The 26,028-nt window shown below is 44.6% G+C and carries 22 protein-coding genes and 1 pseudogene; 13 read left to right on the top strand and 10 right to left on the bottom strand.

What is annotated here, in order from left to right; genetic code table 11:
- The first annotated feature begins 1 nt into the window (after position 1).
- The 5 genes and pseudogenes from addA to ABN702_RS13600 all read left to right on the top strand — a co-directional run bounded on the left by addA (position 2) and on the right by ABN702_RS13600 (position 8,812).
- Entirely contained in the window at positions 2 to 3,772 is a 3,771-nt protein-coding gene (gene addA / locus ABN702_RS13620) for a helicase-exonuclease AddAB subunit AddA (RefSeq protein ID WP_417900905.1), read from the top strand.
- Between the two features lie 70 nt (positions 3,773 to 3,842).
- Positions 3,843 to 5,024 (top strand): exonuclease SbcCD subunit D, encoded by a 1,182-nt coding sequence (locus tag ABN702_RS13615; protein ID WP_417897367.1) that lies wholly within the window; start codon positions 3,843 to 3,845, stop codon positions 5,022 to 5,024.
- Positions 5,021 to 5,815: an AAA family ATPase gene (locus tag ABN702_RS13610; RefSeq protein WP_417897366.1), complete on the top strand. Its 795-nt coding sequence runs from the start codon at positions 5,021 to 5,023 to the stop codon at positions 5,813 to 5,815. The genes ABN702_RS13615 and ABN702_RS13610 overlap by 4 nt, the downstream gene beginning before the upstream one ends.
- Before the next feature lie 2,129 nt (positions 5,816 to 7,944).
- Positions 7,945 to 8,445, top strand: a pseudogene (locus ABN702_RS13605) (SbcC/MukB-like Walker B domain-containing protein); the annotation flags it as partial.
- Between the two features lie 58 nt (positions 8,446 to 8,503).
- Positions 8,504 to 8,812 (top strand): HNH endonuclease, encoded by a 309-nt coding sequence (locus ABN702_RS13600; protein WP_417897365.1) that lies wholly within the window; start codon positions 8,504 to 8,506, stop codon positions 8,810 to 8,812.
- Between the two features lie 140 nt (positions 8,813 to 8,952).
- Here the strand turns inward: ABN702_RS13600 and ABN702_RS13595 are convergent, their stop codons facing one another.
- From ABN702_RS13595 to ABN702_RS13565, 7 genes are all read right to left on the bottom strand, one after another.
- Positions 8,953 to 9,171 (bottom strand): spore germination protein, encoded by a 219-nt coding sequence (locus ABN702_RS13595; protein WP_417897364.1) that lies wholly within the window; start codon positions 9,169 to 9,171, stop codon positions 8,953 to 8,955.
- Positions 9,172 to 9,250: 79 nt separating this feature from the next.
- Positions 9,251 to 9,469 (bottom strand): spore germination protein, encoded by a 219-nt coding sequence (locus ABN702_RS13590; RefSeq protein WP_417897363.1) that lies wholly within the window; start codon positions 9,467 to 9,469, stop codon positions 9,251 to 9,253.
- 19 nt (positions 9,470 to 9,488) lie between these two features.
- The gene (locus ABN702_RS13585; protein WP_417897362.1) at positions 9,489 to 9,890 is read right to left on the bottom strand and encodes a spore germination protein GerPE; all 402 of its coding nucleotides are present in this window, start codon (positions 9,888 to 9,890) and stop codon (positions 9,489 to 9,491) included.
- 4 nt (positions 9,891 to 9,894) lie between these two features.
- Positions 9,895 to 10,074, bottom strand: a complete 180-nt coding sequence (locus ABN702_RS13580) for a spore gernimation protein GerPD (protein ID WP_417897361.1) — start codon at positions 10,072 to 10,074, stop codon at positions 9,895 to 9,897.
- Between the two features lie 15 nt (positions 10,075 to 10,089).
- A complete protein-coding gene (gene gerPC, locus ABN702_RS13575) occupies positions 10,090 to 10,710 on the bottom strand; it encodes a spore germination protein GerPC (protein ID WP_417897360.1) in 621 nt (206 codons plus the stop codon).
- A gap of 96 nt (positions 10,711 to 10,806) precedes the next feature.
- Positions 10,807 to 11,049 (bottom strand): spore germination protein GerPB, encoded by a 243-nt coding sequence (locus ABN702_RS13570; RefSeq protein ID WP_417897359.1) that lies wholly within the window; start codon positions 11,047 to 11,049, stop codon positions 10,807 to 10,809.
- A 24-nt stretch (positions 11,050 to 11,073) separates the two neighbouring features.
- Complete coding sequence (locus tag ABN702_RS13565) at positions 11,074 to 11,295, bottom strand: spore germination protein (protein ID WP_204416665.1); 222 nt, start codon at positions 11,293 to 11,295, stop codon at positions 11,074 to 11,076.
- 213 nt (positions 11,296 to 11,508) lie between these two features.
- Between ABN702_RS13565 and ABN702_RS13560 the strand changes: the two genes are divergently transcribed.
- Complete coding sequence (locus ABN702_RS13560) at positions 11,509 to 12,708, top strand: DUF418 domain-containing protein (RefSeq protein WP_417897358.1); 1,200 nt, start codon at positions 11,509 to 11,511, stop codon at positions 12,706 to 12,708.
- Between the two features lie 14 nt (positions 12,709 to 12,722).
- On the opposite strand, the gene ABN702_RS13555 is transcribed toward ABN702_RS13560, so the two are convergent.
- Complete coding sequence (locus ABN702_RS13555) at positions 12,723 to 12,902, bottom strand: aspartyl-phosphate phosphatase Spo0E family protein (protein ID WP_417897357.1); 180 nt, start codon at positions 12,900 to 12,902, stop codon at positions 12,723 to 12,725.
- 148 nt (positions 12,903 to 13,050) lie between these two features.
- Here ABN702_RS13555 and ABN702_RS13550 point away from each other — a divergent pair, with 148 nt between their 5' ends.
- Positions 13,051 to 13,956 carry a fumarylacetoacetate hydrolase family protein gene (locus ABN702_RS13550; protein WP_417897356.1) on the top strand — a complete coding sequence of 302 codons (906 nt, stop codon included), beginning with the start codon at positions 13,051 to 13,053 and terminating at the stop codon, positions 13,954 to 13,956.
- A 73-nt stretch (positions 13,957 to 14,029) separates the two neighbouring features.
- Here the strand turns inward: ABN702_RS13550 and ABN702_RS13545 are convergent, their stop codons facing one another.
- On the bottom strand, positions 14,030 to 15,226 hold the full coding sequence (locus ABN702_RS13545) for an ornithine--oxo-acid transaminase (RefSeq protein ID WP_417897355.1): 1,197 nt from the start codon (positions 15,224 to 15,226) through the stop codon (positions 14,030 to 14,032).
- 169 nt (positions 15,227 to 15,395) lie between these two features.
- Here ABN702_RS13545 and ABN702_RS13540 point away from each other — a divergent pair, with 169 nt between their 5' ends.
- The gene (locus ABN702_RS13540; RefSeq protein ID WP_417897354.1) at positions 15,396 to 15,749 is read left to right on the top strand and encodes a YisL family protein; all 354 of its coding nucleotides are present in this window, start codon (positions 15,396 to 15,398) and stop codon (positions 15,747 to 15,749) included.
- Positions 15,750 to 15,947: 198 nt separating this feature from the next.
- On the top strand, positions 15,948 to 18,875 hold the full coding sequence (locus ABN702_RS13535; protein WP_417897353.1) for an EAL domain-containing protein: 2,928 nt from the start codon (positions 15,948 to 15,950) through the stop codon (positions 18,873 to 18,875).
- Positions 18,876 to 19,116: 241 nt separating this feature from the next.
- Here ABN702_RS13535 and ABN702_RS13530 read toward each other — a convergent pair whose 3' ends face one another.
- A complete protein-coding gene (locus ABN702_RS13530) occupies positions 19,117 to 19,695 on the bottom strand; it encodes a DUF2777 family protein (protein ID WP_417897352.1) in 579 nt (192 codons plus the stop codon).
- A 248-nt stretch (positions 19,696 to 19,943) separates the two neighbouring features.
- On the opposite strand from ABN702_RS13530, the gene asnB reads away from it, so the two are divergent.
- The 4 genes from asnB (at position 19,944) to ABN702_RS13510 (ending at position 25,814) form a co-directional block, all read left to right on the top strand.
- Entirely contained in the window at positions 19,944 to 21,791 is a 1,848-nt protein-coding gene (gene asnB, locus ABN702_RS13525; protein WP_417900904.1) for an asparagine synthase (glutamine-hydrolyzing), read from the top strand.
- Between the two features lie 201 nt (positions 21,792 to 21,992).
- Positions 21,993 to 23,519 carry a phytoene desaturase family protein gene (locus ABN702_RS13520; RefSeq protein WP_417897351.1) on the top strand — a complete coding sequence of 509 codons (1,527 nt, stop codon included), beginning with the start codon at positions 21,993 to 21,995 and terminating at the stop codon, positions 23,517 to 23,519.
- Positions 23,516 to 25,015, top strand: coding sequence for a phytoene desaturase family protein (locus tag ABN702_RS13515; RefSeq protein ID WP_417897350.1), 1,500 nt, complete (start codon positions 23,516 to 23,518; stop codon positions 25,013 to 25,015). Before ABN702_RS13520 ends, ABN702_RS13515 begins: the two co-directional genes overlap by 4 nt.
- Positions 24,981 to 25,814 carry a phytoene/squalene synthase family protein gene (locus ABN702_RS13510; RefSeq protein WP_417897349.1) on the top strand — a complete coding sequence of 278 codons (834 nt, stop codon included), beginning with the start codon at positions 24,981 to 24,983 and terminating at the stop codon, positions 25,812 to 25,814. Before ABN702_RS13515 ends, ABN702_RS13510 begins: the two co-directional genes overlap by 35 nt.
- The last annotated feature ends 214 nt before the right edge of the window (positions 25,815 to 26,028 follow it).

Below are 26,028 nucleotides of genomic sequence, written 5' to 3'. Positions count from 1 at the left end.
GATGGGGATGGAACTATTGCCAAAACCAGTGGATGCCCAATGGACCGATGATCAGTGGAAGGCCATTGTTGCAAGCGGCAGGGATATACTTGTTGCGGCGGCTGCCGGATCGGGGAAAACGGCCGTTCTGGTAGAACGGATGATTCATAAGATTGTGCAGGAGCATGTGGATGTGGACCGTCTCCTTGTTGTGACCTTTACAAATGCATCAGCAGCGGAAATGAGGCATCGTATAGGGGAAGCATTGGAGAAGCAGCTTGAAAAAAGGCCGGCATCGCTCCATCTCCGCAGACAGCTCAGCTTGCTGAACCGTGCTTCCATTTCGACCATCCACTCCTTTTGCTTGGATGTAGTGAGAAAATACTATTACCTGATCGATATCGATCCGAGTTTCCGTATTGCAGATACTACGGAAATCCAGCTGATGCAGGAGGAAGTGCTGGAGAACGTCTTTGAGGAAGAGTACGGAAAAGAGGGGAATGACGCTTTCTTTGACCTGGTAGATCGTTACACAAATGACCGGACGGATGGAGCGCTCCAAAAGCTGGTACTGGATCTACATGAGTTTTCCAGGGCCAATCCGGCACCGGAGAAGTGGCTTGAGGATATCGCTGCTTTCTATCAGTCTACCAGTCAGCTTCCGATTGATGAACTTCCGTTTATCTCCATGCTGAAACGGGAGATGGAGCTACAATTCCTTGGGGCGAAGAGTCTTTTGGAAAAAGCGATGGAGATAACACTTGAACCTGGTGGGCCGGCTCCTCGTTCCGTCAATATCGAAGAGGACACAGAGCAACTGGCAAGACTGCAGGCTGCACTTGGGGAATCATGGGATGTGCTATATGAAGAGATGCAGAGCCTAGATTTTCCACGCGCTAAAACCTGCCGTGGAGATGAATATGATAAAGAACTGATCGAAAGCTGGACCAAGGTTCGAAACAAGGCCAAAGGAATCGTTCAGGGGATCAAGGACGAGCTGTTTTCCAGACGCCCGGAATCCTTCCTCAAGGACCTGGAGGAACTGGCTCCTGTCATGAGCACTTTGGTGGGGCTTGTAAAGGAATATGGCAGACAGTTCAGCATGTTGAAGCAGGAGAAGGGCCTGGTGGACTTTTCTGACCTGGAGCACCTCTGTTTAAGTATCCTGCGCACGCCGACTGGCTCAGGCTTCGAACGATCGGAAGCCGCTCTTAGGTATCAAGCCACTTTTAAAGAAGTGATGGTGGATGAATACCAGGATACGAATATGGTGCAGGAAGCGATTCTGAAGCTTGTTACGAAAGAAGAGGAAGAGGCCGGAAATATGTTCATGGTAGGAGACGTGAAGCAGTCAATCTATCGCTTCCGTCTGGCAGAGCCGTTCCTTTTCCTGAGCAAATACAAGAGGTTTGACACCAAAGGGGAAGATGGCGGGCTTCGCATCGATTTGAACCGCAACTTCCGTTCCAGAACAGAGGTGCTGGATGCCACCAACTTTATCTTCAAGCAGATCATGGGGGAGACGGTCGGAGAGATCGACTACAATGAAGCTGCTGAATTGAAGTTTGGTGCAGCCAATTATCCACAAGCCGACGATAGGGAAACGGAACTGCTACTTGTCGACCGGAGCGATCATTCCGCCGATGAATCTTTCGGAGTGTCAGAAGAAGATTTCAGCCCATCTGCCTTTGACAAGGTGGAACTGGAAACCGCACAGGTGGAAGCCAAATTGATAGCCCGTAAAATAAAAAAGCTGATTCAGTCGGGCTACAAGATTTATGATAAGGATGAAAAGCGCATGCGCCCCGTCACATACAGGGATTTTGTCATCCTGATGCGCTCGATGCCATGGGCTCCGCAATTTATGGAAGAGTTCAAACAAGAGGGGCTCCCATTATATGCGAACCTGAGCACCGGATATTTCGAGGCAACAGAGGTTGCAATCATGCTATCCCTATTAAAAATTATCGATAATCCATATCAGGATATTCCGCTTGCCTCTGTTCTGAGGTCCCCGATTGTGGGGCTTGATTCAAATGAACTCGCTCTCATACGAATTCAGCAGAGGAAGGGGAACTATTTTGACGCACTTTTGGTTTTCCTCAATAAAACTCCTGATAGTGTGGAAGAAAAAGAGGTTGTCAGAAAGGTGAAGGCCTTTTATGAGATGCTTCAGAACTGGCGGACTTCAGCCAGGGAAGGGGCTTTATCGGAGCTTATCTGGCAGATCTACCAGGATACCCACTTCTACGACTTTGTCGGGGGGATGCCAGGCGGCAAGCAGCGTCAAGCGAATCTCCGTGCGCTGTACGACCGGGCAAGACAATACGAATCGACCTCATTCCGGGGACTGTTCCGATTCCTGCGTTTCATTGAGAGGATGCAGGATAGGGGAGAGGATCTTGGAGCGGCAAGGGCACTTGGTGAGCAGGAGGATGTTATCCGTCTTATGACCATCCATTCCAGCAAAGGGCTCGAGTTTCCGATCGTCTTTGTTGCAGGCCTATCCAGGCAGTTCAATATGATGGATTTAAACAGTAGCTATCTGATGGATAAGGAGCTTGGATTCGGATCGAAATATGTAAACGCACGCTTGCGCATTACCTACCCGACGCTATTGCAACTGGCATTGAAGCGCAAAGCGAAGGCCCAGTTGATTGCTGAAGAAATGCGGGTGCTTTATGTAGCCCTGACCCGTGCGAAAGAGAAGCTTTATCTTGTTGGAACAGTGAAGGATTTTGAAAAATCAAGATTACAATGGAATGAGTCTGCAGACACCAATAACTGGCTGCTGCCTGACTATGCAAGAGCTGCTTCAAAATCCTATATCGATTGGGTAGGACCGGCATTGGTAAGACATAAAGACGCAGACGAGCTCCGCGAAGGGGCAACATCTACGCTCATACCAGAGGAGATTACCCAACACCCTGCTTCTTGGAAGATTACTGTCACCAATGTCCAGGAACTGCTGGAAGAACTTGAATCTGCCAAACATGAGGAAAATGAGCTTCTGGAAAAAGTGAAGCATGGTCTCCATGTGAACATCCAAAGTCCACTGTTTGAAAAGGTAAAAGAGCAGCTGCATTGGCAATATCCATTTAAGGAAGCGAGCAGGCACCGCTCGAAGCAGTCGGTGTCTGAGCTCAAACGGATGAAGGAGCAGCAGGATCCTTATGCGGATCACTCTCTTGTCCAGACCGAACGGAAATACTTTTTGGACAGACCGACTTTTCTGCAGAAAAAACGATTGTCACCATCAGAAATTGGAACAGCGATGCATACCGTCATGCAGAACATCCGACTGGACCAAAGCAGCTTCACCCGGGAAGAGCTGCAGGGAAGGATTCTGGAAATGGTTCAAAAAGAACTGCTCACTGGTGACCAGGCGGAAGTCATTGATATGAGTGCAGTAGAGTCCTTCTTTTCCACACCGATCGGCAAGCGGATGCTGCACGCCGAAAAAGTGCATCGTGAGGTTCCATTCAGCTTTGCCTTAAAAGGAAGCGAGATTGGGAACGATGCAGATCTTGAGGAAGAAACCGTGCTTGTACAAGGTGTTATCGACTGTTTGATCGAGGATGAGGACGGACTGGTACTGCTTGACTATAAAACTGATACCATTACAGGAAGGTTTGCAAACGGCTTTGAAGAGGCAGAACCAGTTTTGCGAAATCGCTATCGGGAACAGGTTTCCTTATACGGCAAAGCGGTGGAGCAAATCTGGAATAAAAAGCTCACTGCCAAATACCTGTATTTCTTTGATAGAAACCATTTAGTGAAGATAGAAGAATAGAAAAAGTGCACAGGCGGAGAGGACAAAGTTCCGATCCGCTTGCGTCCTTTTACGATAGGGGGAAGAAAGGTTGAGAATATTGCATACGGCCGATTGGCATTTGGGCAAGACATTGGAAGGGCGGAGCAGATTACCAGAGCAGGCTCAATTTCTCGATGAGCTAGCCACGATTGTAGAAGAAGAAAAAATCGATGTCATTCTGATGGCAGGCGATGTGTATGATACCGTAAATCCGCCAGCACAAGCGGAGGTGCTATTTTACGAATCCTTGCAAAAGCTTTCTGACAAAGGACGACGACCTGTAGCTGTGATTGCCGGGAATCACGATAATCCTGACAGACTTTCCGCCTCCCAGCCACTCGCATCCACTCAGAGCATTTCCTTGCTAGGCTACCCTACCACGGACGTACAATCCATTCATATTCCAACTACCGGCGAACTGCTGAAGCTTGCATCCCTGCCATATCCTTCCGAATCAAGGCTGAACGAAGTGCTCTCGGAAACTTTTGATGAAAAAATTATTCGCGATCATTATGATGCAAGGATCCGTCAGCTTTTTGAAAAGATGTGTGAGAGTTTTACAGCTGATTCGGTGAATATTGCGATGAGTCATCTGTTCGTTGCAGGAGGCAGCTCCAGTGATTCAGAAAGGCCAATCGAGGTGGGAGGCGCATTTACGGTTGCTGCCGAAAGCCTGCCGCATCAGGCTCAGTACGTTGCACTCGGCCACTTGCACCGACCTCAGACAATCAAGCGGGCGAACACGCAGGCACGCTATTCCGGTTCGCCGCTTGCCTACAGCTTTTCGGAGGCCGGTTATGCCAAGAGTGTAACAATCATAGATGCTGTACCGGGGAAAGAAGTTGCGACAAATGAGGTCTTTTTGTCGAGTGGAAAACCTCTGGTACGTTGGAAGGCAACCGAGGGATTACAGCAAGTTTTTGGCTGGCTCGAGGAGAAAAGGGATTATAACGCCTGGATTGACCTGGAGATACATGTGACAAACGCGCTATCTATGGAGGAAATTCACCGTGTAAGAAAGCTGCATGATGGGATCCTTCACATCAGGCCCATCTTTCCGGAAATGGTGGAAGAACGTAATATGGTAAAAATGGACAGCATGCCGATAGAAGAGCTGTTTGTACAATTTTATGAAAAGCAATCGGGCGGAGCGCAGCCGGAAGAAGAGCTTGTACGTTTATTTTTATCCCTATTGAATGATGAAAAAATGGGAAGGGAGGGGGAAGCATGAAGCCGATAAGTTTGACAGTGGCTGGCTTGCACAGCTTTCGTGAGAAGCAGGAAATAGATTTTGAAGCCCTTTGCCAAGGCGGTGTATTTGGGATATTCGGTCCGACCGGAAGCGGGAAGTCTTCGATCTTGGATGCGATGACACTTGCCCTTTACGGAAAAGTGGAGCGCGCTTCCAATAATACTCAAGGAATCATGAATCATGCTGAAAATGTCCTGGAAGTGTCCTATGTCTTCGAATTGGAAAATGCAAAAGGCAAGCAGCGGTTTAAAGTGGAGCGTACCTTCAAAAGAACGGATGATATCCGTGTGAAATCAGGCATTTGCCGATTGTCGGAAATCAGGGATGAAGAGCATCTTGTGATTGCCGATAAAGCGGGGGAAGTAAACCTGGCGGTGCAGGAAATCCTCGGCTTGACCATTGATGACTTTACCCGTGCGGTAGTGCTTCCTCAAGGCAAGTTTGCCGAGTTTCTCTCCCTGAAGGGTGCGGATAGACGACAGATGCTGCAGCGACTATTTCAACTGGAGAAATACGGCGATGAGCTTTCCCGAAAAATCAAGGAGGAGCTTCATTTAAAAACGCGCCTGCTTGGTGAAATCCAAGCGGAGCAGCTTGGGCTTGGAGAAGCATCGGATGAAGCTGTAAAGTCGGCAGAAGAGGCCTATAAGGAATTGGAACGGGCTGTAACCTCTTCCGAAAAGACTCTTCAGGAAATAGAAACTCTTTTCGAGGAAAAAAGAAAAAGTGGGAGTGGCAGGCAGAAAGAGGGCAGGTGGAGCTTTCCCTAAAACAGATGCTAGAAATCGAGAGTCACATGAAGGATTTGGAAGAGAAAATCTCTCTTGCTCAGCAGGCCTCTTCATTGAAGCCCCTGTTGGATGACCTGATGGAAGTCGAGGCATCATTGAATAAGTGGCAGCGTCAGTTTGAACAGGACACCATCAAACATAGTACGGCAAAAGAGCTCCTGCAAAAAGCGGTGGGTTCCTATGAAGCAGCCAGAAAGAAAAAAGAATTGCAACATCCGGAGCTTCTCAGGAAAAAGGAGAGGCTATCAAGGGCTAAGACATTGGAAGACGGTTTGGCTCCGTTAAAAACGGAATTGAAGAAGCTTGAAGAAGAGTTAGAGATGAAAAAGGAAAAGCTAACTAAAGAAGAGCTTTTAGAAAACCGGACAAGGGAAATTCATCAGAAGGCGCTAGCCAAGCAGAAAAGCTTGAAGGCGGAATTGACGGACATCTCCCTTTCTGCGGATAGAATGGATAAGCTCGCGCAAGCATTTGAGAAAAAACAGGAAATCTCCCAGGTCCAAAAAAAGCTGAAAGATACTAATGAAGAAACGCAAAAGCTATTTGAAAAGCTTCAGCAATATCAGAAGGCTAACAGTCATGCCCAGACCGAGCTGCAAGAAGGGAAAAAAGGGCTAGTGGCATTTTTCCAAAGCACGGAAAAATATTATGCAGCAACTTCCCGACTGACAGTTGAGCTGGATTGGATTGGTCGCCAGGTGGAGAAGTTTCTTCAGGATGAAAGGGATATGGAGGAAGAGCTGAAGATCCATCAGCTTGCCATGGAACTGGCCAAATCGTTGGAGGAAGGGGAGGCATGTCCAGTATGCGGCTCCACCCATCACCCTAGTCGACCTGATCATGAAAGCATGAAGGAAATTGCCAGCAGCAAGGAAGAAAACGGAGTGGAAGCTCTGATTCCGTCCATTCAGGCGGAAAAACAGAAAAATGTTACCGTGAAGCTGAAGCTTGAACAGCTGGCTTCCGAATTGTATCAAGAGCTTGAGGGATCGTATTCTTTGCCAGACCCGAATCCCTCCACGGAGCAGGTGGAAGAGTGGGAAAAGGAATACCGTGAAACAGCTGAACCGGCGGAACTGTTATTAAATAGATTCCATAAGATTGAGACCGAGCAGAAGGGCTTGCAGCAGGACCTGATCCTTGTTCAGGAACGAAAGGCACAGCTAGATCTTTCTCTAAGAAAATCAAGCCAAAATGTCAGTGAAACGGCAAAACTCATGCAATCGTTCGAGGAGCAGTGGGCAGGCTGGAATGAAAGATTGGAAGGATTGCGTAATGTTAATACAGAGTTGTGCGCCGCCTGGAAAGAGCAATTCCCTGAACTGAAGCTGGAAACAATTGAAGCAGACTATCTGGCTGCAAAAGATGTGGAAAAGCAGATGAAAGTGCTGCAGGAGCGAATTAACACAAGTGTTGAATTTATTGAAGAAAAAGAGCGGGAATTACGGACGGTGCAGGAGCGAAAGCAGGAAGTAGAAAAGCTTGTGTTCCAGGAGAATCTCGTAAAGAAGCAGCTTCTGAACCGGATCGAAGAAACAAGTGGTGAAATAAAAGCTGTGGTGGGTGATCTATCCATTCTTCATGAACTTCAGCAGGTGGAAGAGAACCTGCTGAAGCTGAATGAAATGGAGGAGGGTGCCTATCAGAAATGGACGGCAGCCCAAAACGACTATCACGAATGGGACAAAAAAGTGAAACAGAGTGAACAGATGGTTGCCGAAACCTTTTCACGCAAGGAGCTTCTTTTAAATAAATGGAGTTTAGCCTTTGAGAAGAGTACCTTCACATCCAAGGAGGAAGTGGAGAACGCCGTCAGATTCCTTGATAATATGGATAGTTGGAAAAAAGAGACGAAAAGTTATTGGGATGAGCGCAATATGCTCGAAAAAAACCGGAATCGATTGAGCGCCTTAATTGGGGAAGAGTCCATAAATGAAACGGAATGGATTGACTTCCAAGGTAGGGTACAGGAAAACAGAAAAAGACTACGCATGGAAATTGAAGCAAAAAGTGCGGCTCAACACCACCTTTCCGCAGTGAAGGAAAGAAATGAGCGATACCGTAGCCTGGAAGAAAACAAGGAGCAGCTTTCCAATGAAATCGGCTCCTATCAGAAGCTGCAGGCGATCTTCAAGGGGAATAGTTTTGTCGAATATTTGGCCGAAGAACAGCTACATCAAATCAGTCGCGACGCATCCGAGCGTCTAGGCCATCTTACTCGACAACGGTATGCGCTCGAGATGGATTCCCAGGGCGGATTCATCATTCGGGATGATGCAAATGGCGGAGTAAGACGACCTGTATCCTCTTTGTCCGGAGGAGAGACATTCCTGACCTCCTTGGCATTGGCATTGTCACTTTCGGCGCAGATCCAACTAAGAGGAGAATATCCGCTTCAATTCTTCTTCTTGGACGAAGGCTTTGGAACACTTGATTCCGAACTGTTGGATGCTGTAGTAACAGCTCTTGAGAAACTTCAATCCAATCATCTGGCAGTAGGAGTCATCAGCCATGTGCAAGAACTGAGAGCCAGACTCCCAAGGCGCTTGGTGGTCACCCCAGCCCAGTCGGAAGGGACAGGTTCCGTGGTCACATTGGAAAATCTGTAATTGGGTAGCATAGGGATAGTGGAAGTTTAACGAAATGGACCGGAGGAAGGTTTTCAGGATGGGGAAGAAGAAAAAGGCGATTGGAACATGTGAGCTGTGTCTGCGGGAACAGGTGGAGACGACCGTCCATCATCTGACACCAAAAGAGATGGGCGGAACATTCATGCCTTCAGCAAATCTGTGCATCCCCTGTCATAAGCAGATTCATGCTCTTTATACCAATGATGAACTGGCTATCCGTCTAAATACCATCGCCCTCCTCCGGGATGATCCGAAGATAGCCTCGTTTCTCAAATGGATCCAAAAGCAGCCATCCACCAGAATCCCGGTCACCCGGAAATCAAACGAAAGAAAGAAACGAAGATAAACATAGAAATTACAATGTAGCTTAATGGAAGTTTTAAGTAACCATATAGCAAAAGGCCTTGCCCCGGTTTCGAGGCAAGGCCTTTTGCATATACGTCGACATAAAAGGGGAAACTCCTGCCGGGGTCTGGCCCCCTATTTTTATTTGTTTGCGATGATATCCTGGTCGTTGATGTCTGGGTCGATGGTGTTGGTGGCGCTCAGGCCGTTGTTGGTGATGATGAAGTTACCGGTGTTAAAGGCTCCGGAGCCTGCTGAGGTCTTGGAGGCGCTTTTTGGAGAGATGTAGAAGGAATCCCCAAAGTTGATGACGCCTCCTCCGACACTGTTGATTGCTACAGGACCGACGATAGCTGGCATGTAAGACATCCTTTTTTATTTAAGTGATAGTACACTATATGTTCTTAGGCTGAAAGTGTTCAAAAGCCTGGAAATCATCTTACTCATTGGCCGCGACATTCTGGTCATTCGCATCCGGATCAATGGTATTCGTAGCACTCAGGCCATTATTGGCATTAATGAAATTACCTGTATTGAAGGCACCGGAGCCTGCATGAGATTTACCTGTGGCTTTCGGGCTGATATAAAAGGAATCCCCGAAATTAAGGGTTCCTCCTCCCACATTGTTGATTTTAACGGGTCCGATTATTGCCGGCATGAGTACTCCTTCTTTCCTTCTAAATCTTGTTCGGGGTTTTCCTTGTGGCAAGTGGTGCTGCATCGCCCATTAGCTGTCTGATATGCTTTATTTTTGCTTCTGCAAATATCGTATTGGTGGAACCTACTTGCAAAATGGAAGAAGAGGATACCCCTTTCACTTTAATTCTATTGACATAGATGTTCGGGTTGACATTCGTCACACACATCTGAATATTTTCATTTACTTTCGGAATAGGGTTTTCCATGGAGAAAATGGGATATTCCGAAAAGCTTCCCTCTTTTCCGTAAAAGCGGGGAAACTCCCGCTTCACTGCCAGCGCTTTCGAGCGAGCATTGATAAAACACGAATCGCCAATAAGAAAATGGGAGCTGAAAGAAAGGGAATGCACATTGATTTCATTGACATTAGATATTCGCATGACTCTACCCTTCTGTCGTCAATGGTACAAACGGCCCGATAATAAGCGATTCGGCCGGTGTATCAAAATAGGAGGAAAGAACAATGGATTGGGCATCTCCAACAAGGAAGATGGCGGAGGAGGATACCCCGAGGATATCGATATCGCCGACCTGCAGATTATGGTTCACGACATGAAAGTTCAATATAAACACCCCACTTTATTTATTCTTGGGTAGATTTTGGATGAATGCAGCAAATGCTTTATCCATATCACCTTGAAGCTGTGCGATTGTCAGCTCCTGAATTTTTTCGTCACTATATCCTTTTTGAATCGCCTCTGTTGTTAAGTTGTTCAATGTATGGTTGATTCTCTGAGGAAGCTGCTTAGACACATCCTGAATCATAAAATTATAATAATGCTCTTCAAGGCTTCTTCCTTGCTGCTCTGCAATTTCCTTAATCTTATTCGGACCATTCTTGTTTAAATGGTTTAACAATTCTTTCTCTATTTCCTTTGATAGCTGCTGGTTCCTCTGTGGTACAGGCACTTCCATGTTGTTCTGAGTCACCACGAAATCCTCAATTTCACCTGAGGAGCCAGGTGTCAATCCGATGTTGAGTGTACCTTCGAGAGTCTCCACTTTCAACTGGTCAAATTTGTATTCAATCCGCTCAATATTCATGCTGGGTTTACTTTTGATTTGGATGATCTCCTGTTGCATCGATTTCAATATTTCTTCCAAGGTCAATATCTGTTTTGACTGTTTTTCTACAATGTCTTGTAGTTGCTTGATCTGCTGCTGTGATTCGTATAAGTACTGCTGAAAATTGTAATACAATTTGATCACCCCTTCCCCTGCAGAGTTAATCTTCCCCTTCTAAAGGCATTAACATTGTATGCAATCAGCAGAAATGGGTGAATGCCCATGGCAAAATCAGCGTGCCTGAAATGGTACTAAAGGTCCGGTTGAGATGCTACCACTTTGTAAACCTGTGCCACTTTGAATTTCAGCGGAGCTTTCCGGGGCAGGACCTTCAAAACCCCCTGTATTATATAGATTGGACAAGCTCTTGATAACGCCGGCACTCCCAATCTGAAAGACGGAGGAGTTGCTGACTCCCCCTATTTTCACTTGATGAATGACGATACTCTGGTTAATGAAAAAATTAGTTGCCATTACAATCCTCCATTCTGTACTTTTTTACGCATTCAAAGCAACCGGCTGATCAGCTACATCCTGATCATACGTATTGGTCTGGCTGTTCGTGTTACTCACTGTGATTGCATCACCTGTGTTAAAGCTGCCTGCACCTGCAAAGGTCTTTGCGACACTGGTGGGAGACATCTGAAATACATCCCCTATATGGAAAATGCCGGAATTCCCTATACTGTTAACATTTACAGCTCCGACTATTGCTGGCATAAACGTTAACCCCTTTACCAAATTAAATGTACCTGCTTTTCCCAAACCTTTTTCGTCAGTGGTTAAGCAGATAAGACTTCGTTTTCTTATTATCCTATGACAAATGCCCGGTATGGTGAGTACCAATTGGGTGATTCTCACAGGTGATATCACATATAGGAATATTTAGGTAAATCAGCTATAATATACGTATCATTTGATGGGAGGAATAGGATGAAAGCTGCTCCGATACAAGAGAAAGATAGAATCATTGCTTTAGATATTATTAGAGGTTTGGCGATACTCGGGATTTTCCTGGTTAACATGCCCTCTTTTTTTTCGCCAATGCTCTACGTGGACCAGCGTACATACTGGAGTGACAAGTTGGATATCTGGACGGTAAATTTTGTGGACATAGTGGCACAGGCAAGCTTTTATACCTTGTTTTCCTTTTTGTTCGGGTACGGGTTCATCATTTTCATGGACCGCCTGAAAGAGAAGAATCTATCCGTTACCAAGTACTTTTCCAGAAGACTATTGGTACTACTGGCAATAGGGTGCATTCATGCATTTCTGATCTGGCATGGTGATATTCTCATTTCCTATGCCATCACCGGTTTTATAATATTGCTTATGAGAAACATGACATCAAGAGCAATGGTATGGACCGGCATGCTTCTGATTGCCATCCCAACCTTCCTTTTGACTCTATTAACATTACTATCCATGATGATGATGGATGGGGGCTTCGACGTTTACGAGGGGTATCAGGGTACAGTGCTGCAGTCACTGGAGGTGTATGCGAATGGAACGTTCATGGAGATTACCAGACAGAGAATGGAAGACTGGGCATTTGTAAATATAGCCAACTCGGTCTTTATTATTCTATCCATCTTACCCTTGTTCCTTTTCGGTGCAGCGGCAGCCAAGGCCAAATGGCTTCAAAAGGTGGAGGATAAGCTCGGGGGCTTCAAAAAGTTATGGGTGCTGACCTTGGTTTTAACACTGGTCTTTAAGTTGCTTCCTTATTATGCGGGGAAAAACCTTGCGGTGGATTATCTGCAGGATTCTATAGGGGGACCAGCAAGTGCAGTATTTTATTTTCTTACCATCGTCCTTGCAACAAGGAAAGGTATAGGCCTTAAAATACTTTCTCCTTTGAGATATGTAGGGAAAATGAGTCTGACAAACTATTTGTTTCAGTCCGTGCTCTGTACCTTCATTTTTTACAGCTATGGATTGGGACTGTATGGAAGCTTCCAGCCGTTTCACGGGTTCCTTTTGGTTATCGGGGTATATGCGGTACAGATAGTTTTGAGCAAGTTATGGCTGACCCATTTTCATTACGGTCCGATGGAGTGGCTATGGAGAATGGGGACGTATGGTAGGAGATCTCCGCTTAGAAAAAGTCCAAATGAAAAGATGCGAGAATAATCTCTCGCATCTTCCTATTGGGCAAAAGAATAGTTATTTGGTTGATGAATGGAAAGCAATTGCTGCTCCCATTGCTTGTTCAGTAAAGCATCTAGCTCCTGACTGCATTGAACCGTTTCAGAAGCGGTAAATCCATACTCTTTCGCATAATGAATCATTTGTTTTCTCTTTAATTCAATTGTCAAAGCTAACATACGACTCTACTCCATTTTTATAAGATGCAATCGATTGTCCTAATTATGGCATGGTTAGAAAAAGAAAAAAAGGACTTCGCTAAAACAAGTCAAAATATAACAAAATACTACAAAAAAACGTTTCGATAGGAAAGGGAGATCAACCATTATGCATTTTCTTACTGCACAGTTTAAAGGGAAAACATTTGTAGGCTTAACAGACGAAGCACAACAGTATGTCATTGATCTCAATGAATCGGAACGAGTGAAAAATGGTGTACAGAACCTCCCCCAAACACTCGAGGGATGTATTGAACTGGGAGATTCTTTTATAGATAAGGCAGTCGATTTAAGAGACTGGGTGTTAACGCATAGGGAGGCGCCAACCTTTTTCTATAAAATGGAAGAGATTACCCTTTTAGCTCCTATTCCTCGTCCGGCTAAAAATGTACTTTGTGTCGGAAAAAACTATAAAGATCATGTCCTGGAAATGGGAAGCGAAGGGGACATCCCCGAGCACATCATGATTTTTACAAAAGCGCCAACTTCCGTTATTGGAGATGGGGCTGAAATTCTCCTCCACGAAAGTCTGACAAGCCAACTTGACTATGAAGGGGAGTTGGCAGTGGTCATCGGAAAGAAAGGTATAGGGATAAAAGAGGAAGAGGCTTATGATTACGTCTTCGGTTACACGATCATCAATGATATTACGGCCCGTGACATGCAAGCGCGTCATAAACAATTCTTTCTTGGAAAAAGCCTTGATGCATCCTGCCCTATGGGACCGGTTGTTGTTCATAAATCTGCAATCGAGGATCCTCATGAACTTGAAATCATTACTCGCGTAAACGGTGAGATAAGGCAGCATGCTCGAACTGACCTGATGATCTTTTCCATACCCGAGATGATTGCCACGTTGTCCAAAGGGATGACGCTCGAGCCGGGCGATATCATTGCAACCGGGACACCAGCAGGGGTCGGGAAAGGCTATAATCCACCAAAATTCCTGAAGCGTGGGGATGTAGTGGAGGTATATGTAGAAGGGATAGGCAAGCTTACGAATAAGGTTCGATGAAAAATAAAAATAAAAGGACCAGGCACTCCTCCCCAAAACTAAGGAGTGCCTGGTCCCATTTCTTATTTTAATCCTAAACAGATAGAACTTTCTTCACTTTACCGATTGCCCAATCAAGATCTTCCTGTGAAATCACAAGAGGAGGTGCAAAACGGATCACTGTTTCATGTGTTTCTTTGCATAGGAGTCCTTCCTCTTTCAGCTTCTCGCAATATGGACGGGCAGCTTCTGTCAGCTCCACGCCAATAAACAGGCCTCTGCCGCGAATATCCTTGATGATTGGATTGTTTATTTTAGAAAGTTCTTCCTGCATGTAGTTGCCAAGCTCGAACGATCTTTCCACAAGCTTTTCCTCTTCGATAACTTCGAGGGCTGCCATGGAAACGGCACACGCAAGCGGATTTCCTCCGAAAGTGGAGCCATGGGAACCAGGATTGAATACGCCTAGAATGTCCTTGTTTGCTGCAACGCATGAGATAGGGAAGACCCCTCCGCCAAGTGCCTTGCCAAGAATATACATATCCGGTTCTACATTTTCCCAATCACACGCAAACAGTTTACCGGAGCGGCCAAGGCCAGCCTGGATTTCATCTGCTACATACAGGACATTATTCGCTTTACAAACGTCGTAAGCAGCTTTGAGGAACCCATCAGCAGGGATGTTGATGCCTGCTTCCCCTTGGATCGGTTCAAAAATGAATGCAGCTGTATTAGGAGTAATAGCACTCTCCAAAGCTTCAATACTTCCATATGGAATAACTTTGATTCCCGGAAGCATCGGTCCGAAGCCTTCCTGGTACTCTTCGCTTGATGACATGGAAACGGCTGTCATGGTACGTCCATGGAAATTGTCTTCACAAACGATGATCTCCGCTTGATTGACAGGCACTTCCTTCACTTCGTATGCCCAACGGCGAACAGCTTTGACCGCTGTTTCCACAGCTTCAGCTCCAGTGTTCATCGGCAACACCATGTTTTTATTTGTCAGCCCTGCGACTTTTTCATACCATGGTCCTAGCTGGTCATTATGGAAGGCGCGGGAAGTTAAGGTTATTTTATCTGCTTGATCTTTCAATGCCTGAATGATCTTTGGATGGCGGTGGCCCTGATTCACAGCGGAATATGCGCTAAGCATATCCATGTATTTATTGCCTTCCGGATCCTCCACCCAAACTCCTTCCGCCTTGGATATGACGATCGGAAGCGGATGATAGTTGTTTGCTCCAAATTTTTCTGTAATGCTGATGATGTCGTGAGTTTTAGTGGTCATGTATGAAATACCTCCATCTAATCAATGTAATGGCTTTCAAAAAATATTATAGCATTGTTAAAATTCAAAATCTTATATAAAGGGAAAAAAGACGATTTATTTAGGTTTTTTAGCAAAACATGGTATGATACAAGTATTGTATTTTACTTGAATGTAAGGAGGAACAAGCATGACACATGCACATATTTCTACATGGGCAGTTGCACTGATTCTATTTGTCGTGGCAATTGCTTTGCAAAAAAGCGGCAAGGCCAAAGGAGCAAAAATCGTCTCCATGGTTTTACGATTGTTCTACATATTGATTGTTGCTACAGGAGTACTTCTGCTTTGGAACATTAATCTTACAGGGGACTATATCATAAAAGGGTTAATGGGGATTGTTGTTATCGGCCTGATGGAAATGATCTCTGTTCGCACTAGAAAAGCGAAATCGACAACTGTTCTATGGGTCATTTTCGCAGCTGCGCTTGCGTATGTCATCTATTTAGGATTCAGTTTGGATATGGGAATGAACTTCTTCTAAAACATCCGCAAAAATGTCTGATCATCATCCATTGATGTCAGACATTTTTTTTTGCCATACATCCCCCAATATTCTTCTACGAATGTTTTCAATTTTGCATGTTTTCCGTTGTATAACTATGGTAAAGTTAAACTGAATAAATTGTAAAATATGCACTTGTTTTGCAAAAAGATGTAGAATGCATGGGAGTTTATGCTTATGAAAACTTTAAATCTTACATACCACAATCCTAAAGATATTGTTCTATTTATTCAAGAGCATGATATAGACTCCCATTCTGAGGTACTTGTCCATATGTACGCGGGATCTATGGATAAGGATGAACTAAATGGAATCATTACGGAAATCAAAGGGAATCTCCCTCAGGCACAGATAGTGGGTGCTACAACTGATGGGGAAATTTCCAATGGAGTGATTTCCACGAATAAGATAATCATCTCATTTATGCTATTTGATAAAACAAGTGTACATACATCGATGTATCCCTTAGAGGAATGTCAAGCCTTGGTTAAATTAGGGCAGCAGATAGTACAGGATATGATAACAGAACAGACGAAGCTTGTTCTTCTTTTGGCTAATGGTCTGCATTTCGACTACGATCAATTGGCTCAGGGGCTGGGACAATATTCAGATAAAACGGAAGCAAAAATATTCGGTGCGTTGGCAGGGGCGAATGGTGATTTTGGGGAGACCTATGTTTGGTTGAATGACTTGATTACAGTCAATGGTATAGTGGCTATTGCTCTCAATAGTGAAGATCTTGAGGTTTACCCGTTATCGAACCACTGCTGGAAAGAGATTGGCACCACATTTCTCATGACAAGAGCAGAAGGGAATATCATTCAATCCATTAATCATTTGACTCCCCTCACGATTCTGAAAAAATATCTTGGGGAGCAGTTTGTAAAAGAGCTGCCGCAGAGTGGAACACAATTTCCCATGATGACGGTTAGAAATGGGAAGAATACTCCGTTGTTTATTACTCAGGTATTGGAAGATGGTGGAGTCAAGGTGGATAGGAGGGTATACGAAGGGGAATCCTTCACCTTTTCCTATGCCGATGCCCAAGGAATTATAGATACGACTAAATTACAGATAGAAGACTTGATAAATAAACCGGTGGAATCCATCCTTATTTTTAACTGTATGGCAAGAAGAAGATATTTCGGACATTTTGTTGAAAAGGAAATCAAAGCACTACAGGAGGTTGCCCCAACGACAGGATTCTTTTCCTATGGGGAGATTGATCATTCCTCAATGGGGCAAGTGGATTACGTCAGCTTTTCGAGCATCACCCTTGCCATGAGCGAATCAGCGAGCATCAAGAATAAGCCTCCATTAACAGTTGATTTTGAAATGCCGAATGAAACAAAGGCGGTTCTGGCACTATCCCATTTGGTGGATGCATCCTCGCGTGATATTGCAAAGCTAAATAAGAGCATTGAAAAATCGGAGCAGCGATATAAGTCTTTATTTGAGCACAATTCGGATATTGTTTTTTCCATTGATCTTTTCGGTAGGGTGCTTAGTGTCAACCCCAGATTCTCGGAAATCTTCGGGTTCACTGAAAAGCAGATATTGAAGAAAAGCGCGTTAAGCTTTTTGAAGCCAAGTGATGTGGAAAGGGTATCCAATCATTTCTTTCAGGCCTTGCAAGGGATAGAGCAAACCTATGAAGTGGACCTCAAGGAACGGGATGGCCAGGAACGCACCTATCTGATCAAGCACATTCCGATTATCGTTCACGGGGAACGCGCAGGGGTCTATGGAATCGGACGAGATATTACAGCGCAGAAGAAAGCGGAGGAGCGGGTGGCATACTTGGCTTATTTTGACGCTGCCACAGCCTTGCCGAACAGACAGAATTTCAGTGATCGTTTAACAGAAGAAATGGATGAAATCAAAAAAGCAAAATCAAAGCAGAAGCTGGCAGTACTGTTTATCGATTTTGATCGATTTAAGCTCATCAATGACAGCCTAGGTCATTATGTAGGGGATAAACTGCTCATCCATATCATAGATAGAATCAGGAAAATCCTGCCGAACAAAAGCTATCTTGGGAGATTTGGCGGAGATAAATTCACACTTTCGCTATCAGACTATAAAAGTATTGATGAAGTAATCAATCTCGCCCAGGCGCTTTTGAATTCGATCAATAAGCCGATTTTGTACAATGAGCAGGAATTCTATGTGACAGCAAGCATCGGAGTAAGCCTTTTCCCAAGTGATGGTGTGAACGCAGAAAGTTTATTGAAGAATGCTGACGCTGCCATGAACCAGGCAAAGAAGCTTGGAGGGAATCGTATAAAATTCTATTCCAATGATATGAACCATCAGGCAATGTTCCGGATAGAGCTGGAAAGTTACCTGAGAAAAGCATTGGAAAAGAACGAGTTTTTCCTTTGCTACCAGCCCTTTATCGATATCCAATCGAAGCGGGTGATTGGTGCTGAAGCCTTGATACGGTGGGATCATCCGAAATTGGGTCTGGTCTCTCCGGCGGAATTTATCCCATTAGCAGAAGAAACGGGCCTTATCACCGATATCGGGATATGGGTTCTTCGTTCAGCTTGTAGCGAGGCCAAAAGATGGCAGGAAATAGGTCTCGGTTATATGACCATCTCCGTTAATGTATCTGCACATCAATTCCAGCAGCCAACCTTTGTTGAGGAAGTGAAAAAGGCATTGGTGGCCAGTGGTCTCGCCCCTTCCTATCTTCAGCTCGAGCTTACCGAAAGCGTCATGCTCCGCAATGCCACATACAGCATAGCAGTCATGGAGGAGCTACAGGAGCTCGGAGTCCAGCTTTCCGTTGATGATTTCGGTACCGGATATTCCTCGCTAAGCTATTTGAGGGACTTGCCCATCAATAACCTGAAGATTGATCGGAGTTTTATCAAAAATCTCCGCTTTGACTCTAAAGATGTAGCTATCGTCCATGCAATTGTTACGATGGGGAAAGGGTTGAACCTCAAAGTGATTGCAGAAGGGATAGAATCTGAGGACCAATTGCAATTATTGGAAAATCTCTCCTGTGACGTTGCCCAGGGATACCACCTATCCAAACCGCGTGAGCAGGAAGAGTTTGAAAGGTTTATCCAGGAGCGTCTCGTGAGTTTCATATAAAGAGCAAAAGCACCGTCCATCAGCAATTATGCTGAAAACGGTGCTTTTTTTGTGTGTTTTTCGCATAAATTGTTGCTTTTGACGTATCCAACGTAAACACGTAAAATTTCTTGCTTTCGTGCTCTTTTCACATGAAATAGATTTATATATCTTTTGAATAATACGAGGATAAATGCTGTAAAAAATCCAAAAGCCGATTTTTTACGGACATAGGCAACAAAACTTTACGAAAAGAGCTTTTTTATTCCGCTTTCCGGCGTTCCAAGTTCGTGAACAGATAGCGTTTGCCGGTCTGTAGCGTATATTCGAAACGGTCCGAGTGATGCTTTCCTCTTGTAAAGTGATGCTGCACACTGCATATGAAGGTTTCATTATCATAGACAAAGAAATTGACGCCCTTATGATCTTTACCGGTCTCCATGAATTGCATCGCATTATGGCAAAAGATGCAGTCATAAAGCGAAATATTAGAGGAATTCAAGAGCTTTGTAAAATGGAAAAACGCATCCTCCGAAAGTTCTTCCAAAAATTCCATATAGGCTAATGGAAGCCGTTTTCTGACTCTGACAGCATCTCCGTTATTCAGCTCATATAAATGCTGGGTTTGAAGCAATACTTCTCCTGTTTCCAGAAGCACACCATGAACCCATTCATTGGATAATAAGACTTCTATTCCGTCCTCCGTTATTTCTTCCAGCAAAAAGGCTTCATCATCTTCCGCTTCAAAAAAAATCCACTGCTCATTAATGTTCTCGATGGTTCCACATGTATAGGAACGTTTTTGTCCGTATATGATGTTTTTTCTTTTTTGCAGATTCACAGGGCTTCCTCCAATGCGAAACATAGTAGTAATAGGAATCTTCTCTTTTCCCAATTCTGTCCCACTTTCAAAACCTTTAAACAGGGACTCTCTTACTTTCTTACATTCCCCATCTTTTGAAAAAATATATGGTAGAAAGACAAACATGGAAAAATGGTGGATGTGTTGCAATAATTCATGGTATAAGCCCCAATTGCATAGTATAAAAAAGCCTTGTTCTGTTTTAAAAAAGGAGTGGTATGGATACTATGTGTGGAATTACTGGATGGATAGATTATCGGAAATCGATCAGGCAAGAGGAGCATACGGTTAAAAAAATGGCCGGGACATTATCGTTCAGAGGGCCTGATGATACAAATATCTGGATGCAGGATCATGTGGGATTCGGGCATAAACGCCTTGTAGTGGTAGATCCCCAGGGTGGGGTGCAGCCGATGACCCGAAAGAAGAACGGTCATCAGTTTACCATCTGCTACAACGGGGAGCTTTATAATACGGAGGATATTCGAAAAGATCTCCTGAAAAAAGGGTATACCTTCAGTGGACATTCGGATACGGAAGTGCTCCTGACTTCCTATATGGAATGGAAAGAGGAGTGTGTTCATCATCTCAATGGAATCTTCGCTTTTGCTGTTTGGGATGAAGAGAGGGAGCAACTATTTATTGCCAGGGACCGCCTGGGAGTAAAACCATTATTCTATCATGAAAAGGGCGGAAAGCTTTTATTCGGTTCTGAAATAAAAGCAATTCTCGCACATCCTTCCGTTACAAGTGCAGTGGGGCATGACGGTTTGGCAGAGATTTTCGGACTTGGACCATCTCGTTCTCCGGGACATGGACTTTTCACGGATGTCAAGGAGCTTCGGCCTGCCCATCTATTAACCTATTCCAGAAAAGGGCTTAAAATTAGCCGCTATTGGAATGTAGTAAGCAAGCCGCATACGGATAGCTTTGATGAAACGGTGGAAAAGGTCCGCGCACTTTTTACGGACGCCGTTACAAGACAATTGGTTTCAGACGTTCCTGTATGTACCTTCCTATCAGGGGGATTGGACTCAAGCGCCATCACAGCGATTGCCGCCAATGCATTCAAAGAAGAAGGAAAGCCCCCCTTACACACCTTTTCCATCGATTATGAAGAAAATGATAAATACTTTAAAGCCAATGAATTTCAACCAAACTCGGATGAATATTGGATTCGGAAAATGACGGAGACCTTCGGAACGGTCCATCATTACTCCGTCATCTCACAAGATAACCTGGTGGCGAATCTGAGAGAGGCTGTGCTTGTGCGCGATCAGCCGGGGATGGCGGATATCGATTCTTCCCTGCTTTGGTTCTGCAGGGAAATCAAACAGAATTATGTGGTTAGTCTATCCGGGGAGTGCGCCGATGAAATTTTTGGTGGTTATCCATGGTTCCATCGCCCGGAGGACCTTGCTGCCAGGAATTTCCCTTGGATGCGGTCGACGGATGCGAGAATGGACCTGCTTCGTCCGGAGTGGAAGAAAAAGCTGCAACTGGACGATTATATTACAGCCCGTTTTGAAGAGACGGTTGCAGAAACTCCGAGATTAGATGGCGAGAGCAGTTTGGAGGCACGGAGAAGAGAGCTTTTTTACCTGAATATGATCTGGTTCATGACGACATTGCTTGATCGAAAGGACAGAATGAGTATGGGAGCGAGCCTCGAGGTGCGAGTACCTTTTGCTGACCACCGTATTGTAGAGTATGTCTGGAATATCCCATGGGAAATGAAGATGCATGGCAACAGGGAAAAAGGGCTGCTTCGAAAAGCACTGGAGGGTGTATTGCCTGATGAAGTTCTGTACCGTAAGAAGAGTCCATATCCTAAAACACATCATCCGATCTATACGCAAGGAGTTAAAAAGTGGTTGAATGAAATTCTTCAAGATAAACAGACTCCTTTGCATGACTTCTTCCAAAAGGAAAAACTGCAGCAGATTGTCGAATCTGAAGGAAAAGCTTTTCAGGTTCCCTGGTTTGGACAGTTGATGACAGGTCCCCAATTATTGGCGCATCTTGCACAAATTCATGTATGGTTCACGGAATACGGTGTTGCAATAAAGGAATAAATTGTTAAAGAGTAGAAGTGTATATTACTAGACATGAATCTCCCTCAGCGCTGCTTGCCAGAGGGAGAAATTTTTTATTGAAAATTAGGACATGCTTTTAGAGCATAAATTCTTGTGCATACATAATGTATTGTGTATAGTATTTGTATAATATTTGTTTAACAAAAAAGTGGTTCGGTACAAATGAGGAGGCATAACAAAATGAGTAAAAAAATGATAATTGTTGGAGCCGGGCCGGGAGGTTTGGCAGCCGCGATGTTACTGTCCGCAAGAGGGCACAGTGTGACAGTGGTGGAAAAGCAAGCCTATGTAGGGGGACGGAATTCAAGTATAAAGCTTGATGGATTTACCTTTGATATGGGTCCAACCTTTTTGAGTATGCCTCAAATTGCCGAAGAAATTTTCGAAGAGAGCAACCGGGATCTTCATGACTACTTGGACTTGAGGGAATTGGAAGATATGTATGAACTGATTTTTCCTGATAAAAGGTTTATGGTCACCAGGAACGCGGAAAAAATGAAAAGAACGATAGAACAGTATTTTCCCGGTGATGGTGCTGGTTATGATCGTTTCATGAAAGAAACGGAAAAAAAGATGGCTGCCTTGACTCCGATTCTGCAAGGGAAAATGGACCGCTTCTATCACTATCTGCAGTGGAAAGTTATCAGAGCACTTCCGCACCTGAGTTTAGGAAGCAGCTTATATGACCAGTTAAGCAAGTTCTTCTCAGCCGAGCAGCTGAAACTGGCATTCACCTTTCAATCCAAATATTTGGGGATGTCCCCATGGGAGTGCCCCGGTGCTTTTTCCATCCTCTCCTATATGGAGCATGCGTACGGAATCTATCATCCAATCGGAGGCGTCAATCAGCTTTCTGAAGCGATGGCGAGGGTGGTTAAGGAAAACGGGGGCAGTATGCAGCTGGGAAACGGAGTTCAAAAGCTCTTGCTCGAAGGAAAAAAAGTAGTAGGGGTTCAAATGGAGGACGGCACAAAATTAAAAGCGGATGAAGTCATTGTAAACGGTGATTTTGCCCATGTGATGACCAATCTGATAGATGAAGGCGTTCTAAAAAAGTACAGTAAACTCAAACTGGAAAAGAAGAAGTACTCCTGTTCTACTTTTATGATTTATCTAGGATTAGACAAAGTTTATGACAACAACCACCATACCATCATCTTTGCTGACGACTACAAAAAGAATGTAGAAGAAATTACAGATAGCAAAAAACTATCCGAAGATCCTTCCATCTATGTGCAAAATGCATCGGTGACAGATCCGACCCTGGCGCCGGATGGAAAGTCAGCACTTTATATACTGGCTCCGGTTCCGAATAATTTCAGTGAGATAGATTGGGAGACCCATAAGGAAACGTTTAAAAGACTTGTTTTTGATACCTTGGAAAAAAAGAGCGGATTTAAAAACCTTCAACATCATATTGAAGTGGAAAAAGTGCTGACACCACATGATTGGGAAAAAGAAATCCTTGTATACAAAGGGGCAACCTTTAATTTGGGGCATCAGCTTTCACAGATGATGGTACTAAGACCCCATAATAAATTTGAAGAACTCGAGAACTGCTGGCTCGTTGGAGGCGGAACCCATCCGGGAAGCGGTTTGCCAACCATTTTGGAATCAGCAAGGATTACAGCCAATCTCTTACAGGAGAAACATCAAAATGTTGTAAAGAACAGTGTATCATCACACAGATTGGAGCGGGCCCAATGACTACTCAACATATCGCGATTGCTGGTGCCGGAATAGGCGGAATGATAACAGCACTTCTTTTGAAAAAACAGGGATTTGACGTCTCCATCTTTGAAAAAGAGAAGAGAGCGGGAGGACGGCTTGCTTTTATAGAAAGAGAAGGATACCGGATTGATAAGGGCCCTACCATCGTACTGCTTCCTGAAATGCTGACAGAAATATTGGAGGAAGCCGGTGTACCAAAAGAAGCATGGGGGCTTATCGAGCTTGACACCTTGTATTCCATCCATTTTCGAGATGGTACTGTTTACAGGAAACATCGTGATGCAACCGTGCAGAAAAGGGAAATTGCCAGCTTGTTTCCTGGCCAAGAGGAAGGATTCGACCGATATATGGAAGAGATGCAAAAAAGCTTTAAGCTTGGCAAGGCATCTTTTCTCGAAAAGTCGTTCACGAAGAAAAAACACTTCTGGACCTGGAAGAACATCGCTTCGTTATGGAGGTTGAAGGCATATCAATCGACAAAAAAATATGCTTCCACTTTCTTTTCCGATACACGTCTCCAGGAAGCTTATTCCCTGCAAACCCTCTATATCGGTGGTAACCCTCAAACTGCACCTGCCATGTACAGCCTCATCCCTTACAGCGAGCATGAGCATGGTATCCATTACGTCAAGGGCGGTTATGCGTCGCTCGTGGATGTTCTGGTTCAACAGATCGAGGAAAATGGAATCAGGTTGCATCTTGACTCCAAAGTGGAAGAGATAGAAAAAGTAGGAGGCATGGTAGCTTCGATCAACGTAAGAGGCAGGAAGATTAAAATCGATGGATTGGTATGGAATGGGGACTTCCCATCCATACAAGAAGTAACAAAAGAGCAGAGGAAATATACACCATCCTCAGGCTGTATCCGGTTCTACTTTGGTGTAAAGGGCAGATACGATACGGATGTTCATCAATTTTTTATGAGTAACGACTTTGAGCGTCATATGAAAGAAGTGTTCAAAGAAAAATCGGTCCCAACTGATCCCTCCTTCTACACCTTTAATCCGAGCCTCATTGACGAAAGCTTGGCCCCCGTTGGGAAAAGTGTCCTGTATGTCCTGGTTCCGGTTCCTTCAGGAAGTCATATTGATTGGAGCAGCGAGAAGGAGTTTATCAATAGGATGATGGATAGGCTGGAAGCGGAGGCCTTTCCGAAACTTAGAGAAAAAATGGAATGGATGGAAGTGCAGACACCGAATGATGCGGAAGTGGAAGGCTTGTATCAGGGTGGAAGCTTCGGCATTGCACCGGAATTGTTTCAATCAGGGGTCTTTCGCCCTCAAGTCAAGCCAACTCAATGGAAAAACGTTTATGCAACTGGGGCTTCCGTTCATCCGGGCGGTGGCATTCCCATAGTCATGCAGAGCGCCCGGCTTGCCGCCAATCAGATTATAGCTGATTTTGCCCATAACTCTTCGACGAAGGATGTGAATCTTCATGAACGAATTGGTGAAAGCATATCAACATTGTGAAAATATCATAAAAGAGCACTCGAAGACTTTCTACAAAGCATTTATGCTGCTGCCGGCTGACAAGAAAAAAGCGGTATGGGCTGTCTACGCCTTTTGCCGGCAAGTGGATGATATAGTGGATGAGGGAGAAAATCCTAAAGAAGAGTTGCATAGATTCAAGGGATATTTTGATGATTTTCTGAAAGGGAAACTGCCTACATCAGATCCAATGTGGCTGGCCCTTCAGGATGTATTCACCAACTATGAAATGGATATCGAAGCCTTCCGCGATATGATAACCGGCCAGGAAATGGACCTTTATAAGAAGCTCTACTATACAGAAGAAGAGGTAATGACCTATTCTTACCATGTGGCAAGTACGGTCGGACTGATGCTGCTTCCGATACTGGCTCCGAAAAATAAAGAAGTGCTGAGAGTTGACGCCATTGCACTTGGTCAAGCGATGCAGCTTACCAATATATTAAGAGATGTAGGGGAGGATCTCACGCGTGATCGAATCTATCTTCCTATCAATAGATTGGAAGAGGCTGGCTATTCTATTCATGAACTTCAGCAGCATGTCGTCAACAAGGCCCTCATCTCCGTCTGGGAGGATATCGCTGCAAAAGCGGAACGCCTATACGAACAGGCATTAAGTACGATAGATCTATATCCGACCCATTCCCGTACGCCAGTAAAAGGTGCTGCCTATCTTTATCGCGCAATCCTCGGCTCAATCCGTAAGAAACACTACTCAGTTTTCAAGACCAAGCATTATGTTTCAAACGATGAAAAGCAACAAATCATATCACAAATATAAAACAAATAATGACCCAGCCGTTCCTTGACAATTGGAGCGGAAGGTCGTTTTTTTTTGGCTACCTTGAAAGCAAATATGTATTCTGTTTAACTCCCTGCTGATTTCCGTTCCAGGTGTTCGCTTTCCGCGGGGCGGTGCTTGAGCCTCCTCGGCCTTGCCTGCAGGGTCTCAAGTCAACCGCCCCTGTTGATTGGAGTCTCACACCCTGCACTCC

It is taken from the genome of Bacillus haimaensis (assembly GCF_048270625.1).
Classification (GTDB): domain Bacteria; phylum Bacillota; class Bacilli; order Bacillales; family Bacillaceae_I; genus Sutcliffiella_A; species Sutcliffiella_A haimaensis.
Note: the sequence above shows the minus strand (reverse complement) of the source record. Positions and strands in the feature narration are given on the sequence as shown.

What these genes read in the sequence shown, in the direction of transcription:
- ABN702_RS13520 (WP_417897351.1), top strand. Translation starts at nt 21,993, where the DNA reads ATGAGTAAAAAAATGATAATTGTTGGAGCCGGGCCGGGAGGTTTGGCA.
- ABN702_RS13610 (WP_417897366.1), top strand. Translation starts at nt 5,021, where the DNA reads ATGAAGCCGATAAGTTTGACAGTGGCTGGCTTGCACAGCTTTCGTGAG.
- ABN702_RS13540 (WP_417897354.1), top strand. Translation starts at nt 15,396, where the DNA reads ATGACACATGCACATATTTCTACATGGGCAGTTGCACTGATTCTATTT.
- ABN702_RS13545 (WP_417897355.1), bottom strand. Translation starts at nt 15,226, where the DNA reads ATGACCACTAAAACTCACGACATCATCAGCATTACAGAAAAATTTGGA.
- addA (WP_417900905.1), top strand. Translation starts at nt 2, where the DNA reads ATGGGGATGGAACTATTGCCAAAACCAGTGGATGCCCAATGGACCGAT.
- ABN702_RS13510 (WP_417897349.1), top strand. Translation starts at nt 24,981, where the DNA reads ATGAACGAATTGGTGAAAGCATATCAACATTGTGAAAATATCATAAAA.
- ABN702_RS13595 (WP_417897364.1), bottom strand. Translation starts at nt 9,171, where the DNA reads ATGCCAGCTATCGTCGGTCCTGTAGCAATCAACAGTGTCGGAGGAGGC.
- ABN702_RS13560 (WP_417897358.1), top strand. Translation starts at nt 11,509, where the DNA reads ATGAAAGCTGCTCCGATACAAGAGAAAGATAGAATCATTGCTTTAGAT.
- ABN702_RS13535 (WP_417897353.1), top strand. Translation starts at nt 15,948, where the DNA reads ATGAAAACTTTAAATCTTACATACCACAATCCTAAAGATATTGTTCTA.
- ABN702_RS13600 (WP_417897365.1), top strand. Translation starts at nt 8,504, where the DNA reads ATGGGGAAGAAGAAAAAGGCGATTGGAACATGTGAGCTGTGTCTGCGG.
- asnB (WP_417900904.1), top strand. Translation starts at nt 19,944, where the DNA reads ATGTGTGGAATTACTGGATGGATAGATTATCGGAAATCGATCAGGCAA.
- ABN702_RS13515 (WP_417897350.1), top strand. Translation starts at nt 23,516, where the DNA reads ATGACTACTCAACATATCGCGATTGCTGGTGCCGGAATAGGCGGAATG.
- ABN702_RS13555 (WP_417897357.1), bottom strand. Translation starts at nt 12,902, where the DNA reads ATGTTAGCTTTGACAATTGAATTAAAGAGAAAACAAATGATTCATTAT.
- ABN702_RS13570 (WP_417897359.1), bottom strand. Translation starts at nt 11,049, where the DNA reads ATGGCAACTAATTTTTTCATTAACCAGAGTATCGTCATTCATCAAGTG.
- ABN702_RS13585 (WP_417897362.1), bottom strand. Translation starts at nt 9,890, where the DNA reads ATGCGAATATCTAATGTCAATGAAATCAATGTGCATTCCCTTTCTTTC.
- ABN702_RS13565 (WP_204416665.1), bottom strand. Translation starts at nt 11,295, where the DNA reads ATGCCAGCAATAGTCGGAGCTGTAAATGTTAACAGTATAGGGAATTCC.
- ABN702_RS13590 (WP_417897363.1), bottom strand. Translation starts at nt 9,469, where the DNA reads ATGCCGGCAATAATCGGACCCGTTAAAATCAACAATGTGGGAGGAGGA.
- ABN702_RS13550 (WP_417897356.1), top strand. Translation starts at nt 13,051, where the DNA reads ATGCATTTTCTTACTGCACAGTTTAAAGGGAAAACATTTGTAGGCTTA.